General features: G+C 68.4%; 14 protein-coding genes. 7 read left to right on the forward strand and 7 right to left on the reverse strand.

Annotation, left to right across the window (positions count from 1 at the left end; genetic code table 11):
- Positions 1-56 precede the first annotated feature (56 nt).
- On the forward strand, positions 57-335 hold the full coding sequence (locus ACSMFO_RS11100) for a hypothetical protein (protein WP_037347647.1): 279 nt from the start codon (positions 57-59) through the stop codon (positions 333-335).
- Between the two features lie 74 nt (positions 336-409).
- Here ACSMFO_RS11100 and ACSMFO_RS11105 read toward each other — a convergent pair whose 3' ends face one another.
- Entirely contained in the window at positions 410-1,051 is a 642-nt protein-coding gene (locus tag ACSMFO_RS11105) for a DUF305 domain-containing protein (protein ID WP_436458434.1), read from the reverse strand.
- An 87-nt stretch (positions 1,052-1,138) separates the two neighbouring features.
- On the opposite strand from ACSMFO_RS11105, the gene ACSMFO_RS11110 reads away from it, so the two are divergent.
- On the forward strand, positions 1,139-2,593 hold the full coding sequence (locus ACSMFO_RS11110; RefSeq protein WP_038517371.1) for an LVIVD repeat-containing protein: 1,455 nt from the start codon (positions 1,139-1,141) through the stop codon (positions 2,591-2,593).
- Between the two features lie 78 nt (positions 2,594-2,671).
- Here the strand turns inward: ACSMFO_RS11110 and ACSMFO_RS11115 are convergent, their stop codons facing one another.
- Genes ACSMFO_RS11115 through ACSMFO_RS11125 form a run of 3 tightly spaced genes read right to left on the reverse strand, consistent with a single transcriptional unit; the run spans position 2,672 to position 5,618 of the window.
- Positions 2,672-4,225, reverse strand: a complete 1,554-nt coding sequence (locus ACSMFO_RS11115) for a glycoside hydrolase family 13 protein (protein ID WP_436458436.1) — start codon at positions 4,223-4,225, stop codon at positions 2,672-2,674.
- The gene (locus tag ACSMFO_RS11120) at positions 4,225-4,620 is read right to left on the reverse strand and encodes a globin (protein WP_038517366.1); all 396 of its coding nucleotides are present in this window, start codon (positions 4,618-4,620) and stop codon (positions 4,225-4,227) included. Before ACSMFO_RS11120 ends, ACSMFO_RS11115 begins: the two co-directional genes overlap by 1 nt.
- Before the next feature lie 20 nt (positions 4,621-4,640).
- Entirely contained in the window at positions 4,641-5,618 is a 978-nt protein-coding gene (locus tag ACSMFO_RS11125; RefSeq protein ID WP_436458439.1) for a mechanosensitive ion channel family protein, read from the reverse strand.
- A gap of 409 nt (positions 5,619-6,027) precedes the next feature.
- On the opposite strand from ACSMFO_RS11125, the gene ACSMFO_RS11130 reads away from it, so the two are divergent.
- The 3 genes from ACSMFO_RS11130 to ACSMFO_RS11140 all read left to right on the forward strand — a co-directional run bounded on the left by ACSMFO_RS11130 (position 6,028) and on the right by ACSMFO_RS11140 (position 7,999).
- Entirely contained in the window at positions 6,028-6,522 is a 495-nt protein-coding gene (locus ACSMFO_RS11130; protein ID WP_007034711.1) for an HNH endonuclease, read from the forward strand.
- A gap of 744 nt (positions 6,523-7,266) precedes the next feature.
- Entirely contained in the window at positions 7,267-7,530 is a 264-nt protein-coding gene (gene ctaJ / locus ACSMFO_RS11135; protein ID WP_037347636.1) for an aa3-type cytochrome oxidase subunit CtaJ, read from the forward strand.
- Complete coding sequence (locus ACSMFO_RS11140) at positions 7,517-7,999, forward strand: DUF5130 family protein (RefSeq protein WP_038517360.1); 483 nt, start codon at positions 7,517-7,519, stop codon at positions 7,997-7,999. Before ctaJ ends, ACSMFO_RS11140 begins: the two co-directional genes overlap by 14 nt.
- Positions 8,000-8,083: 84 nt before the next feature.
- Here the strand turns inward: ACSMFO_RS11140 and pepN are convergent, their stop codons facing one another.
- Complete coding sequence (pepN, locus tag ACSMFO_RS11145) at positions 8,084-10,657, reverse strand: aminopeptidase N (RefSeq protein WP_436458442.1); 2,574 nt, start codon at positions 10,655-10,657, stop codon at positions 8,084-8,086.
- A gap of 167 nt (positions 10,658-10,824) precedes the next feature.
- On the opposite strand from pepN, the gene ACSMFO_RS11150 reads away from it, so the two are divergent.
- The gene (locus tag ACSMFO_RS11150; protein WP_125676379.1) at positions 10,825-11,445 is read left to right on the forward strand and encodes a mycothiol-dependent nitroreductase Rv2466c family protein; all 621 of its coding nucleotides are present in this window, start codon (positions 10,825-10,827) and stop codon (positions 11,443-11,445) included.
- Here the strand turns inward: ACSMFO_RS11150 and ACSMFO_RS11155 are convergent.
- Complete coding sequence (locus ACSMFO_RS11155; protein ID WP_436458444.1) at positions 11,442-12,245, reverse strand: MBL fold metallo-hydrolase; 804 nt, start codon at positions 12,243-12,245, stop codon at positions 11,442-11,444. The genes ACSMFO_RS11150 and ACSMFO_RS11155 overlap by 4 nt on opposite strands.
- The gene (locus tag ACSMFO_RS11160; protein ID WP_436458446.1) at positions 12,242-12,961 is read right to left on the reverse strand and encodes a 2-phosphosulfolactate phosphatase; all 720 of its coding nucleotides are present in this window, start codon (positions 12,959-12,961) and stop codon (positions 12,242-12,244) included. Before ACSMFO_RS11160 ends, ACSMFO_RS11155 begins: the two co-directional genes overlap by 4 nt.
- 45 nt (positions 12,962-13,006) lie before the next feature.
- Here ACSMFO_RS11160 and ACSMFO_RS11165 point away from each other — a divergent pair, with 45 nt between their 5' ends.
- Positions 13,007-13,480 carry a ribose-5-phosphate isomerase gene (locus ACSMFO_RS11165; RefSeq protein ID WP_007034718.1) on the forward strand — a complete coding sequence of 158 codons (474 nt, stop codon included), beginning with the start codon at positions 13,007-13,009 and terminating at the stop codon, positions 13,478-13,480.
- Position 13,481: the final 1 nt, after the last annotated feature.

A 13,481-nucleotide genomic window follows, 5' to 3' on the forward strand; every position in this document is an offset into this window, starting at 1 on the left:
CTTACCGCTCGACGCCGCGGGTGGCTTCCGGCCGCCCGCGGCGTCATGCTGTCTCCATGAACGACAAGGACGGGGACGACCCCACCGCGGACTTCCTCGCCGAGGTCAGGCCGGAGGAGACGCCGTGGCGGACCGAGCGCCCGCCGGGTGAGGAGGCGCCCGAACGCGCCGAACGCCCGGAGAAGTGGGGCCGCGCCAAGAGCGCCGGACGGGCCGCGGCGAAGGCGGCGCCCTACGTCCAGGCCGCCGCGCTGGCGACCTGGATCGTCTCGGGCACCCTCGACGACGACTCCGGCGACTCCGGTTTCGGCGACATGGGCTCGGGCGACGCCTGACTCCCGAACTTCGTCCTCTGAATGCGGTAGTTGGCGTTACGAACTACCGCATTCAGAGGACGAAACGCGAGGGATCAAAGCTTTCCGCGCATCGCTTTCATGCGCTCGATCTCGGCGGTCTGTCCGGTGATGACCTCCTGCGCCATCTCCTGCGCCTTGATCTCCACGCCCTTGCCGAGCTGGGCTTCGGCCATGGTCAGCGCGCCCTGGTGGTGCGCGATCATCAGGTCGAGGAACAGCTTTTCGAACGCCGCCCCGTTCGCCGCGCGCAGATCCGCCAGCTGAGCCTCGGTCGCCATGCCCGGCATGAGCGCGTGATCGTGCCCGCCCCCGTGGCCCGCGTGCCCTTCGCCCGGCACCGGCTTGCCACGATCGGTCAGCCAGGTCTTCATCATCGTGATCTCGCCGTCCTGCGCGACCGAGATCCGCCCGGCGATCGCCCGGATCTGCTCGTTGGCCGTCTTGCCCGGCACCAGGTCGGTCATCACCTTCGCCTGCTGGTGGTGGGGGATCATCATCGTCATGTACTCGATGTCGGCCTCGTTGGGCTGATCGCGGTTGACCGGACCGCGGGAGCCGGTGCTCGCCTGTTCGCCGGGTTTGCCGGGGGCGATCACCGGCGCGCTCTGGGCCGGTGCGGCCTGCTCCGCGTCACCGGTGCAGCCCGAGACGAGGAAAGCGGCGGCGACCAGCGCCGATGTCAAACTTTTTCGCATCCCGGGAGTTCCTCCGTTGGTCGGTATCTGCTGAGCCTAAATAAGGAATAAGGTGCGCGTAAAGCTGGGTGGAAGGAGAGCCATATCGTGCTGCAGCCTGGGCTGAAACGTCGCTTGACCAGGGTCTTCGTATCGGCGGCCGCGGTCGCCGCCCTCGGGGCCTCCAGCGCGCTCGCCGCGCCGGCCGTCGTCGCCGAACCGTCGGCGACCGCGATCCCGGGTGTGGACGAGATCGTCCACAGCCCGAATCTCCGGTCGATCGCGAACGTCCCGCAGCAGGGACCGTTCACCAAGGACTCGACCGGCACCGACATCGCGTTCACCAAGGGCCACGCGATCATCGGTACCTACGACGGGTTCAACGTCTTCGACGTCCGCAACCCGTACCGCCCCAAGATCGTCAGCCAGGTCCTGTGCCCCGGCGGGCAGAACGACGTGTCGATCTCCGGGGACCTGCTCTTCCTGTCGACCGACTCGTCGCGCAGCGACAACTCGTGCAACAGCGTCTCGAAGCCCGCGTCGGACAAGTCGGCGTGGGAGGGCATCAAGATCTTCGACATCTCGAACCTCGCGGCGCCGAAGTACGTCGCGGCGATCGAGACCGACTGCGGTTCGCACACCAACACCCTGGTGCCGGACAAGCGCGGCAAGGACGTCTACATCTACGTCTCGTCGTACGCGCCGGCGGCGAATCTGCCCGACTGCCAGCCGCCGCACGACAAGCTGTCCATCATCAAGGTCCCGGTGAAGGACCCGGCGAAGGCCTCGCTGGTCGCGACGCCGGTGCTGTTCCCGGACGGCGGCAACGAAGGCGGCGCCAACCCCGACGGCACCCGCCGTTCGGCGACCACCGGTTGCCACGACCTCACGGCGCTGCCGGAGAAGGACCTGATGGCCGGCGCCTGCATGGGTGACGGCGTCCTGCTCGACATCTCCGACCGGCTCAAGCCGCGGGTCATCAACCGGGTCCAGGACAACGTGAACTTCGCGTTCTGGCACAGCGCCACCTTCAACAACGACGCCACCAAGATCGTCTTCACCGACGAACTCGGCGGCGGCGGGATGGCGACCTGCCTGGAGAAGTTCGGCTCCACCCGCGGTGCCAACGGCATCTACCAGATCACCGGTCGCGGCGACGACCGCAAGCTGGAGTTCGTCAGCTACTACAAGATCCCGCGTCTCCAGTCCGAGACCGAGAACTGCGTGGCGCACAACGGTTCGCTGATCCCAGTGCCGGGCAAGGACATCATGGTCCAGTCCTGGTACCAGGGCGGCGTCTCGGTGTGGGACTTCACCGACGCGAAGAACCCGAAGGAGATCGCGTTCTGGGAGCGGGGCCCGCTCTCGAACGAGAAGCTCGTCGGCGGTGGGACGTGGTCGACGTACTGGTACAACGGCTACATCTTCTCGTCCGACATCGTGAAGGGCCTGGACGTCCTGGACCTCAACGACTGGCGGACCTTCCCGGCGAAGCTCGTCCGGCAGAACCAGTTCAACGCCCAGACGCAGTACAAGCTGCACCCGGGCTTCAACAACAACTGACCCGGTAACGCGCCATGAAAGGTCCTTTCCTTGCAAATTTTGCAAGGAAAGGACCTTTCATGGCGCGCGGGGAGGGGCTCAGACGAGCCAGGCGGCCGCGTCCGGCGGCAGTTTCCCGTTCACCAACGGCACGCTCGACAGCAGCACCTCGCCCGGCGGCAACGCGATCGGGCTCGCCGACGTGTTCAGCGCGCAGACCAGCCCGCCACCGCGCCGCCGGAACGCGAAACAGCCGGCCGGGGCGCCGTACCACTCCAGCTCGTCCCCGCGGAAAGCCTGGTGCGACTTGCGGATCTCGATCGCCCGCCGGTACAGCGAGAGCGTCGATGCCGGATCCTCCAGTTGCGCTTCGACGGTCACCGACGCCCACGAAGCAGGCATCGGCAGCCACGTCCTCGGGTTGCGCGAGAAACCGAACGGCGGCAGGTCGCCTTCCCACGGCAGCGGCACGCGTGACGCGTCCCGGCCGAACTCGGCACCGGAGATCTTGGCGCGCGGGTCCGCGACCGCGTCGGGCGGGATGTCGACGTTGCCGAGCCCCAGTTCCTCGCCGTTGTACAGATAGACCGCTCCGGGCAGCGCCAGTTCGACGAGCGCCATCGCCCTGGCGCGCCGGACGCCGCGTTCGCCGCCGCCGTACCGGCTGACCTGCCGCCAGACGTCGTGGTTGCTCAACGTCCAGGTGGCGGGAGCCCCGGCGGCCTTCGGCACGGCCAGGGACCGCTCGATGGCCGTCCGCAGCGCGTCCGCGTCGAAATGCGTGAGCACGAGCCGGAAGTTGAACGCCAGGTGCAGCTCGTCCGGCCGCAGATAGCGGGCGAGGCGTTCCTCGTCGGTCACCCAGATCTCGCCGACGGCCATGGTGCCCGGGTATTCGTCGAGCACCTTGCGGATCATCTGGTGGATCTCGTGGACGCGGTCGTTGTCGAACCGCGGATCGTAGAAGTCGCTCGGCCCGAGCGGGTTGACCCGCGGGTCCATGTCCGGCAGGCCCGGCGGTTTCGCCATCCCGTGCGCGACGTCGACGCGGAAGCCGTCCACGCCGTGGTCCAGCCAGAACCGCAGGGTCCGCTCCAGATCGGCGGCGACCTCGTGGTTGGCCCAGTTCAGATCCGGCTGCTGCGGCGAGAACAAGTGCAGGTACCACTGGCCGTCCGGTACCCGCGTCCACGCCGGGCCGCCGAACGAGCTGACCCAGTTGTTCGGCGGCTGGTCGCCGCGCGGGCCGAGCCCGTCACGGAAGATGTAGCGATCCCGCTCCGGGCTGCCCGGCGGCGCCGCCATCGCCGATTTGAACCAGGCGTGGGTGTTGCTGGTGTGGTTGGGGACGACGTCGACGGTGACCTTGATGCCGCGTTTGTGCGCCTCGGTCAGGAGCACGTCGAAGTCGCCGAGGGTGCCGAACATCGGGTCGACGTCGCGCGGGTCGGCGATGTCGTAGCCGTGGTCGGCCATGGGGGAGCGGTAGAACGGCGTCAGCCACAGCGCGTCGACCCCGAGCAGCTCCAGGTACCCGAGCTTGCCGCGGATGCCTTCGAGGTCGCCGACGCCGTCCCCGTCCGAATCGGCGAACGAGCGCACGTAGACCTGGTAGAAGACCGCCTGGTCCCACCAAGCCACGTCGCGTTCCATCACACGAAACTGTTCATCATGCTGTTGGCGGCCATCTCCAGGTACGCCCACAGCTGCCCGCGGTAGGGCTCCTCGATGTTCTCCTCGTCGACCGCGATCTTGATGCAGCGCAACCAGGCGTCGCGTTCGATCGGGCCGATCTTGAACGGGGCGTGCCGCATCCGCAGCCGCGGGTGTCCGCGCTGGTCGGAGTAGGTGTGCGGGCCGCCCCAGTACTGCATGAGGAACAGCCGGAAACGCTCCTCGGCCGGGCCGAGGTCCTCCTCCGGGTACAGCGGGCGAAGCACCTCGTCGACCGCCACTTCGGCGTAGAACCGCGCGACGATCCGGGTGAACACCGGTTCACCGCCGATGGCCTCGTACAAGGTGGTGGGATCAGGTTCGGTCACGGACACAGCTCCATTCTGCCCTTGTCCTACTGCGAGGCAGGGCCGGACGACATAAAGCGCCCCAGCGGCGGCTCGAAGCCGGCTTCGTCGAGCGCGGCGAGCAGGTGTGCCCGCAGCGCGCGCTGCACCGCCCACTGCTTGCCCGGCCGGGTCTTCACCGTCAGCCGGAGCTTGATGCCCTCGGGGGTGACGGTCTCCACGCCGAGCATCTCCGGCGGCTCCAGCACGTTGGGAGCCAGCCCTTCGCTCTCCAAGAGCGTCTTCGCCTTGTCGGCCATCAGCTCGGTGGCCTTCTCGACGTCGGCGGAGTAGCTGAGCGGGACGTCGACGACGGCGACCGCGAAGCCCTGGCTCGAGTTGCCGACCCGCAGCACCTCGCCGTTGCGGACGTACCAGACGGTGCCGTTGATGTCACGCAGGGTGGTGATCCGGAGGCCGACGGCCTCGACGGTGCCGGACGCCTCGCCGACGTCGACGACGTCACCGACGCCGTATTGGTCCTCGATCATCATGAAGATGCCGGACAGGAAGTCCTTGACGAGGTTCTGCGCGCCGAAACCGAGTGCGACACCGACGATGCCGGCGGAGGCGATGATCGGCGCCAGGTTGATGCCCAGTTCGCCCAGTACGAGGATGAACGCGAGGCCGTAGATCAGGAACGTCGCCATCGACTTGAGCACCGAGCCGATCGTGGCGGCGCGCTGGCGGCGCCGTTCCATCACCGCCGACCCGAGCACTTCGGGAGCCTTCTCCCGCAGCGGTCTCAACAGGGCGGGCAGTTTCGACGAACCGCTCGGCATCCGCGTCACGCGGTTGATCAGGCGCCGCACCAGATACCGCAGCAGGAACGCCACGGCGACGATCATCAGGATCCTGATCGGCTTCGTCAGCAGCCAGCCCGCCGACGCGGAGAGCCATTCGTTCTTTGTGACCTGGAACACCTGGTAGCACAGGCTGCCGGCCTCGCGCGTGCAGGCCGGGGGTTCGGTGGGCAGCAGGTTCACGGAGAGGAAATGTCCTTTCGTACTCGACGGGGATCGGTCACGCCGCACGCCCCGGCGGATGCGAAACACCCAACTTCATGTGGCCGCCGGGTCGCGCGCATGTGACACGTCCAGTAACACACGTGCACTTTGGGGCTGATCTGTGGTCGACTATGCCTGCACCGGTGGAGGTGGTCGAGTGCCAGACCGACAACCCATCCCCCTCGGCGTCCCGAGCCAAGCCGTGGCCGGACAGGCGCCGGAGGTCGTGTTGCGCGCCCATCCGGGAGGTGCCCCCTCGCACGGGGCTCCACCGGGCGGGCCGGGAACGCGGCCAGGGGGTGTTGCCCGCCCGCCCGGACAGCGTAGAGGGCGGGATCCGTCGACTACGGCGGCACCCACTACGACGTCGTGGGGCCGCAGACGGGTATTGCTGTTGAACGCCACGTTCGAACCGCTCACGGCGCTGCCGTTGCGGCGCGCGGTGGTCCTCGTGATGTGCGGCAAGGCCGAGGTGGTGCACGGAGACCCGGCGGGGCTCGAACTGCACGCCGCCACGGTCTCGCTGCCCGTGCCTTCGGTGATCCGGCTGAGCACCTACGTGCGCGTGCCCTACCGCGCGCAGGTGCCGCTGACCCGGGCCGGGCTGATGCACCGCGACCGGTACCGCTGCGCCTACTGCGGAGGGCGGGCCGAGACCATCGACCATGTCGTCCCGCGCAGTCGCGGAGGTCCCCACAGCTGGACGAACTGCGTGGCGTGCTGCGCCAAGTGCAACCACCGGAAGGCGGACAAGCTGCTTTCCGAGATCGGCTGGCGCCTGCGCGTCGTGCCGAGGGCCCCGCACGGGCCGCACTGGCGGCTGCTCGCGCATTCGAAGGAGGCCGACCCGTTGTGGCGGCCGTACCTGGGAACCGCGGCCTGATCCGACCATGAACACGTCGGCGCCCCGGCTGCCTTTCGGCGGCCGGGGCGGGCCGATGACGCCGTGGTGAAGCTCGCTACGAGTACGCCGTCCCCTACGAACCGGTCGTGCTCGGACTCAGGCGGCGAGGGAGAAGTCGCTCTGGCAGGTGACGCGGGTGCCACGGGTGACCCGGGTGCCGCGAGTGACACGCGTGCCGCAGGTGACGCGGGTGCCGGCTGTCACGCGAGTGCCACGGGTGACGCGGGTCCCGGCGGTGACGCGGGTGCCACGCGTGACGCGGGTTCCGCGGGTGACCCGGGTGCCGGCGGTGACCCGCGTACCGCGAGTGACACGAGTACCGCGCGTAACCCGTGTGCCCGCCGTCACACGCGTACCGGGGACGAATCCAATTTCGAAGAGTGACGAAATGTCGTCGATGATCGCCTGGCCGGGTGTCTGGGTGCTCTGCATGACATATCCTCCTGCGACCGGTGCGTTACCTGCTGGGGTGGGGGAGCTGGGCGCAAGGCCCGTACAGGTGAAAAAGCTACGAGGATTTCAAGGCTGCGACAAGACGACAGCGCCGGGTGCGGCCGCCCGTACGTTGAGTTGCAACCTTTCGGCCTTGAGGGCTTCGCCCCAACGTGGGAGCGCTTTCGCGGCAAGCGGCGGACGGCCCCCTCCGGACGACGAGCGGTAGGTGCCGAGGCGCAAGGCCGTGCGAGCGGGTGCGGCCACACGCCATCGGATACGCTCACGCGCGTGAACCTTGTCGAGACGATCCTGGTCTTCGCGGTGATCCCCTTGGCCATCTACGCGCTGTGCGGGGTGGCCACGCTGCGGTCGAAGGGCGCGGGCGTCGCCCGGTACCGGCCGGGGCAGCCGTGGGAGTACCCGGCCATGTGGTGGAGCGCCAACCCCGACGGTGTCGGCGCGAGGCATTCGCACGCGAACGAGGGCGGCGCGACAGCCGTCGTCGCCGCGGACGGAGCGACGGTGACGGGAGGCGCTCGTGGCAACTGGTGAACTGACCCATTCGTCCACCGCTGTTGACGAAGAGCCCGGTTACGGCGCCGCCGTTACCTCGAGCGGCCGGATTTCCGCCGCCAAGATGTACGAACCGGCTGGTCCGATCAGCCCATTCACGACCCAGCAGCTCGCCCGGCTGGACGAGGCGCTGACGCTCGCCAGCCGCGAGACCGGCCTGGACTTCAGTGTGTACCTGGGTGACCTCGGCGAGGACACCCGCGCCACCGCCGAAGGACTGCTGGCCTCGACGGACAACGCGGCCGACGGTGTCGTCATCGCCGTGTCGCCCGGCCAGCGGGCGATCGAGGTCGTGACGGGCTCGCAGGCCCGGCACCGTCTGCCCGACCGCGGCGCGAAGCTCGCCGTGGCCAGCATGGTGGCCTCGTTCAAGGAAGGCGACCTCGTCGGTGGCCTCGTGAACGCCCTCCGCATGCTGAGCGACCAGGCGGGCGCTCCGCAGCACTGACGCTCTTCAACCCGCTTCAAGCGCAATGAAAGGTCCTTTCCTCGCAAAATTTGCGAGGAAAGGACCTTTCATTGCGTTACGGGACTAGTCGCCGGCCTGCGAGTCGAACTCACGGGCGGCCAGCGCCCGCACGATCCCGGCCCGGCCTTCCGACACGAGACGGCGCAGCGCCGCCGGGTGCTCCCCGGCCAGCCACTCGTCCGACGCCGTGACGGTCGCCGGCTCGACGGCCCACGACGGGTACAGCCCGACCACGGTCGGCTGCGCCCGCTCGCTGGAGCGCCGCTGCCACACCTCGTCGATGACCTCGAAGTAGCGCGTCACGTAGTCGCCCAGCAGGTGCTTCTGGCCTGGGTGGGAGAAGCCGGTGATGAGCGAGTCGCTGACCGCGTTGGGCAGCTCGTCGTCGTACACCGCCCGCCGCCACGCGTCGGCCTTCGCCTCGGCGGTCGGCCGCAGCGCCCGTGAGCGCTCCGCCTGGCGCCGTCCGGCGGCGGTGTCGTCCTTGCCGAGTTCCGCGTCGATCTCGGGGTTCTCCGCCTTGCCGTGCGCGACCAGCGCGTGCAGCAGCCGCCAGCGCAGGTCGGTGTCGACGGTCAGACCCTCCAGCGGCGCCGTGCCGTCGAGCCAGCCCGCGATGATCGCCAGCGTCTTGTCGTCGAGCACGCAACCGGCGAGCGAGTTCACGAACGCGAGCTGGTGGTCCGAACCGGCCTCGGCGCCCTGCGCCAGCTCCAGCAGCCGCGCGGAGAACTCCGGCCAGCCCTTGTCCGCCGCCCACTCCGGCTTCGCGTACGAGTTCAGCGCCGTCTGCGCCTGCAGCAGCAGCCGCTGCACCACGCCGACCTCGGTCTCGGTGTGCACGCCGCGCTGCACCAGCGTGACGAAGTCGCGGGCCTTGAGCTCGGCCTCGCGCGTCATCTCCCACGCCGCAGACCAGCACAGCGTGCGGGGCAGCGGTTCGGTGATGTCGGCGATGCGGTCGATCAGCGTGGTGAGCGACGCCGGGTCGAGCCGCATCGTGCAGTAGGTCAGGTCGTCGTCGTTGACCAGCACGAGCTTGCCGGCAGGGAGGCCGACCAGCCCCGGCACCTCGGTGCGCTCGCCGTCCACGTCGAGCTCGACGCGGTGCTTGCGGACGATCTTGCCGTTCTCGTCCTCGTCGTAGACGCCCACCGCGACGCGGTGTGTGCGCAGCTCACCGGCACCCGGCTTGGCACCGGTCTGGGTGACGGCGAACGCGGAGTACGTGCCGTCGGGGCCGATCTCGTAGCGCGGGCTCAGCGAGTTGAGGCCGGTGGTCTCCAGCCACTGCGCGCTCCACCACGACAGGTCGCGGCCCGAGGCCTCTTCCAGCGCGCCCAGCAGGTCCGCCAGGGTCGCGTTGCCCCAGGCGTGCTTGCCGAAGTAGACCTTGAGGCCTTCGAGGAAGTGCTCCAGCCCGACGTAGGCGACGAGCTGCTTGAGCACGCTCGCGCCCTTGGCGTAGGTGATGCCGTCGAAGTTCACCTCGACCGCGTGCAGGTCGACGATGTCCGCGGCGATCGGGTGCGTCGAGGGCAGCTGGTCCTGCCGGTACGCCCACGACTTCTCGATGTTCGCGAAGCTGGTCCACGCGTTCTTGTACTCGGTCGCCTCGGCCTGGGCCAGCACGCTCGCGAAGGTCGCGAACGACTCGTTCAGCCACAGGTCGTCCCACCAGCGCATGGTGACCAGGTCGCCGAACCACATGTGCGCCATCTCGTGCAGCAGCGTCTCGGCGCGGCGCTCGTAGGCGTAGCGGGTGACGCGGCTGCGGAAGACGTAGTCCTCCAGGAAGGTGACCGCGCCGGCGTTCTCCATCGCGCCCGCGTTAAACTCCGGCACGAACAGCTGGTCGTACTTGGAGAACGGGTACGGGGTCGCGAACTTCTCGTGGTAGAAGGCGAAACCCTGCTTGGTCTCGGTGAACAGCTTGTCCGCGTCCATGTGCTCGGCGAGCGAGGCGCGGCAGTAGATGCCCAGCGGGATCGTGCGGTGCTCGTCGGAGAATTCGTCGCGCCACTCGCTGTACGGGCCCGCGATCAGCGCGACCAGGTAGGTCGAGATCCGCTCGGACACCTTGAACACGGTGCGGACGGCCCCTTCCGGGGTCTCCTCCGTGGATTCGATCAGCGCGTTCGAGATGACCTTCCAGTCCTTCGGCGCGATCACGGTGAGCCGGTAGACCGACTTGAGGTCGGGCTGGTCGAAGCAGGCGAACATGCGCTTCGCGTCCGCGGTCTCGAACTGCGTGTAGAGGTAGACGCCGTCGTCGACCGGGTCGACGAACCGGTGCAGGCCCTCGCCGGTGTTCATGTACCGGCAGACCGCGTCCACGACGAGCTCGTTCGACTCGGCGAGCCCGGGCAGCTCGACGCCCTTGTCCTCGACGTACCCGCTGACGTCGAGTTCCGTCCCGTTGAGGACGGCCGACTCGATCCCCTCGGCGACGATGTCGACCCACGACGCTTCGCCGCTTCTGGCGCTCGCGAACTTGATCGTCGTCTTCGACGTGAAGGTCTTCTCACCGGGACCGCCACGGCCGTCGGTCAGATCCAGCTCGATGTCGTAGGACTCGACGTCGAGCAGTTCCGCGCGCAGCTTGGCTTGGTCTCGGGTCAGGTTGGGGGCGGGCACTGGCACCTCTGGTCATCGGTATCGGTTTTGGTTTCCAACTACAGGCATCCAATCATGTCGGAGCCCGTGCTGACGACGGGAACAACGCCGACGGCGGCGATGTTGGCCGCTGTGTAGCACTGTGTGTGTACCGGACCACCCCAAGACGATGGCACTGGGAGAACCTGATGACCGCCCCGTCCGAGAAGACCAAGGTCGACTTCTACTTCGACCCGATCTGCCCCTTCGCCTGGATCAGCTCGCGTTGGATCCTCGAAGTGGAGAAGCACCGCGACCTCGACCTGAGGTTCCGGATCATGAGCCTGTCCGAGCTCAACAGCGGCCGTGAGGACCTGCCTGAGCAGTACAAGGAGCTGCTGGAGCGTGGTTGGGGCCCCGTCCGCGTCGCCACCGCGCTGGCGCAGAAGAACGGCGAAGAGGCCCTGCGCGACTTCTACACGGAGTTCGGCACGCGCCACCACAACCAGGGCGACAAGGACATCCCGAAGGTCATCAAGGAGACCCTCGAGGCCATCGGAGCCCCGGCCGAGCTGGCCGAGGCCGCCGAGTCGGCCGAGTACGACGAAGCGCTCAAAAAGAGTCACTACGAAGGTATGAATCCGGTCGGAATGGACGTCGGCACCCCGACCATCCACATCGACGGCGTCGCCTTCTTCGGCCCGGTGCTCAGCTCGATCCCGCGTGGCGAGGACGCCGTCAAGGTGTTCGACGGTGCCCGCGCGCTGGCGAGCTACCCGGACTTCTTCGAGCTGAAGCGCACCCGGTCCGGTGAACTGAACTTCGATTAAGGGGTTTCCAGGGCGCCCCTGGTGACATCTTCGGGGTAGGAAGACCTCACGACGGCTTCGTCCGTCGTGAGGTCTCCCGCCGCGATCCCGTTCTTGAGCGCGACGAGTTCGCGCAGTCCGTCGCGGTGCTTCTCGATGAAGGCGGTGTCGACGGGGTCTCCGTGCCCGGCGACGATGATCTTCGGCTCCAGCGCGAGGATCGCGTCCATCACGTCCGGCCATTCGGCCAGGAAGCTGCCGTCGTTGAAGGAGAACGCGCTGAAGCCGGCTTCGGCGTTCTCGACGGCGTCGCCCGCGTAGATCACGCCTGCGTCGGGCACGTGCACGAACAGGTCGTGATCCGTGTGGGCCCGGCCGAGGAAGCGCAGCACGACAGTACGGCCACCGAGGTCGATCTCGGCGGTGTCGGCGACGGGTTTGTCCGGCAGGGTGATTTCGGTGCGCTCCAGCGCCTCCGCCATCTCCGGGCGCTTCTCGCCGAGGTAGTGCTGAATCCACTTGAGCCGTGCGCCGTCGCCGTAGGTGGTCAGCTCGGTCAGGCACCCTTCGTGCGCCCAGACGTCGCACGGCAGGAACGCCGTCGTGCCGAAGGCGTGATCGAAATGCGCGTGGGTGTAGACGACCGACCACGGCAGCGGCGTGATCTCCCGCACCGCCGCGGCCAGTTCGGCACCCTGGTCGACGTCACCGCGCACGTCGACGACCAGGCAGCGTTCATCGCCCACGACGAGGCCGACGGTCAGGTCCAGCTCCTCGTAACGGCGGGCGTACACGCCGTCCGCGAGTTCGAGCCAAGTCACGAATCCTCCAGAATTCCGTTGCGCAGCACGGGAACCGTGCCGCTCGTGTCGAGCTCGGCGGCGAGGGCCACGTCGTTCGCGTGCCCGGCCGCGGCGAGCTCGCGCCCTGAAGAACACTCTGTCAGTGCTTCGGCGATGTCGATCGCTTTTGCCGCGATGGCCGCGAGACGGGCTTCGGGGGACAGGCGGCCGTAGCCGTCCAGCGCCGCGACGATCGCCCCCGCGCCGAGCTGGTCCTCGACGCACGGCCTGAGCGGTCCGAACGTCTTGGCTTCGGTGCGCATGTCGATGCCCCAGCGTTCTCCCGCCGGGATGACGCCGATCGGGCGTCCGTCGGCGAGTTCCGCCGCGCGAGTGGCGACGGCGGACGCGTTGCGCAGACAACTCGCCAGGACATCGGCACCGGTCGTGGCGGCGGCGTCGCAGAGCGTGGCGCCGTTGGGAGACGGCAGTGCCAGGAGTGTTCCGGAAGGGATTTCCGTCACAGACGAAGGTCGCAATGTCCATTCGCTTTCACCCGCGAGGATGGCTCCCCGCGCTTTCGCGGCCTCCTCGCCGCGGTGGTCGCGCCAGCGGACGGGCAGCACCCGGCCGCCGTTGCCCAGCACGAGATCCGTTGTGGTGCAGAAGGAAAGCACGTCGACGACGACGAGCACGGCGCAATCCGCGCCCAGGGCGGCGACACCCTCGGGTCCCCATTCGAGCCTGATGTCCACCCCCACAGCATGCCCGCGCCGGAACGTGATGGCAGACTCCGCGCTGTGCGTGTTTACCTTGGCTCCGACCATGCCGGTTTCGAACTGAAGAACCACCTCGTGGCCCACCTCAAGGAGCAGGGCCACGACGTCGAGGACGTCGGCCCCTTCGTCTACGACGCGGCCGACGACTACCCGGCGTTCTGCATCGAGGCGGCCCGCCGCGTCGTCGCGGACGAGGGCAGCCTCGGCATCGTCGTCGGCGGCTCCGGCAACGGCGAGCAGATCGCGGCCAACAAGGTGAAGGGCGCTCGCGCCGGCCTCGCGTGGAGCGTCGAGACCGCGAAGCTCACCCGCGAGCACAACCACGCCCAGCTGATCGGCGTCGGCGCGCGGATGCACACCACCGAAGAGGCCACGGAGATCGTCGAGGCGTTCCTCGCGACCCCGCCGAGCCCGGACGAGCGCCACGGCCGCCGCGTCCAGCAGATCCTGGACTACGAGAACACCGGCTGGCCGCCGCCGCTTCCCGAGCACTGAC

The sequence above is a fragment of the Amycolatopsis sp. w19 genome, assembly GCF_051373225.1.
In the GTDB taxonomy this organism is placed as follows: domain Bacteria; phylum Actinomycetota; class Actinomycetes; order Mycobacteriales; family Pseudonocardiaceae; genus Amycolatopsis; species Amycolatopsis japonica.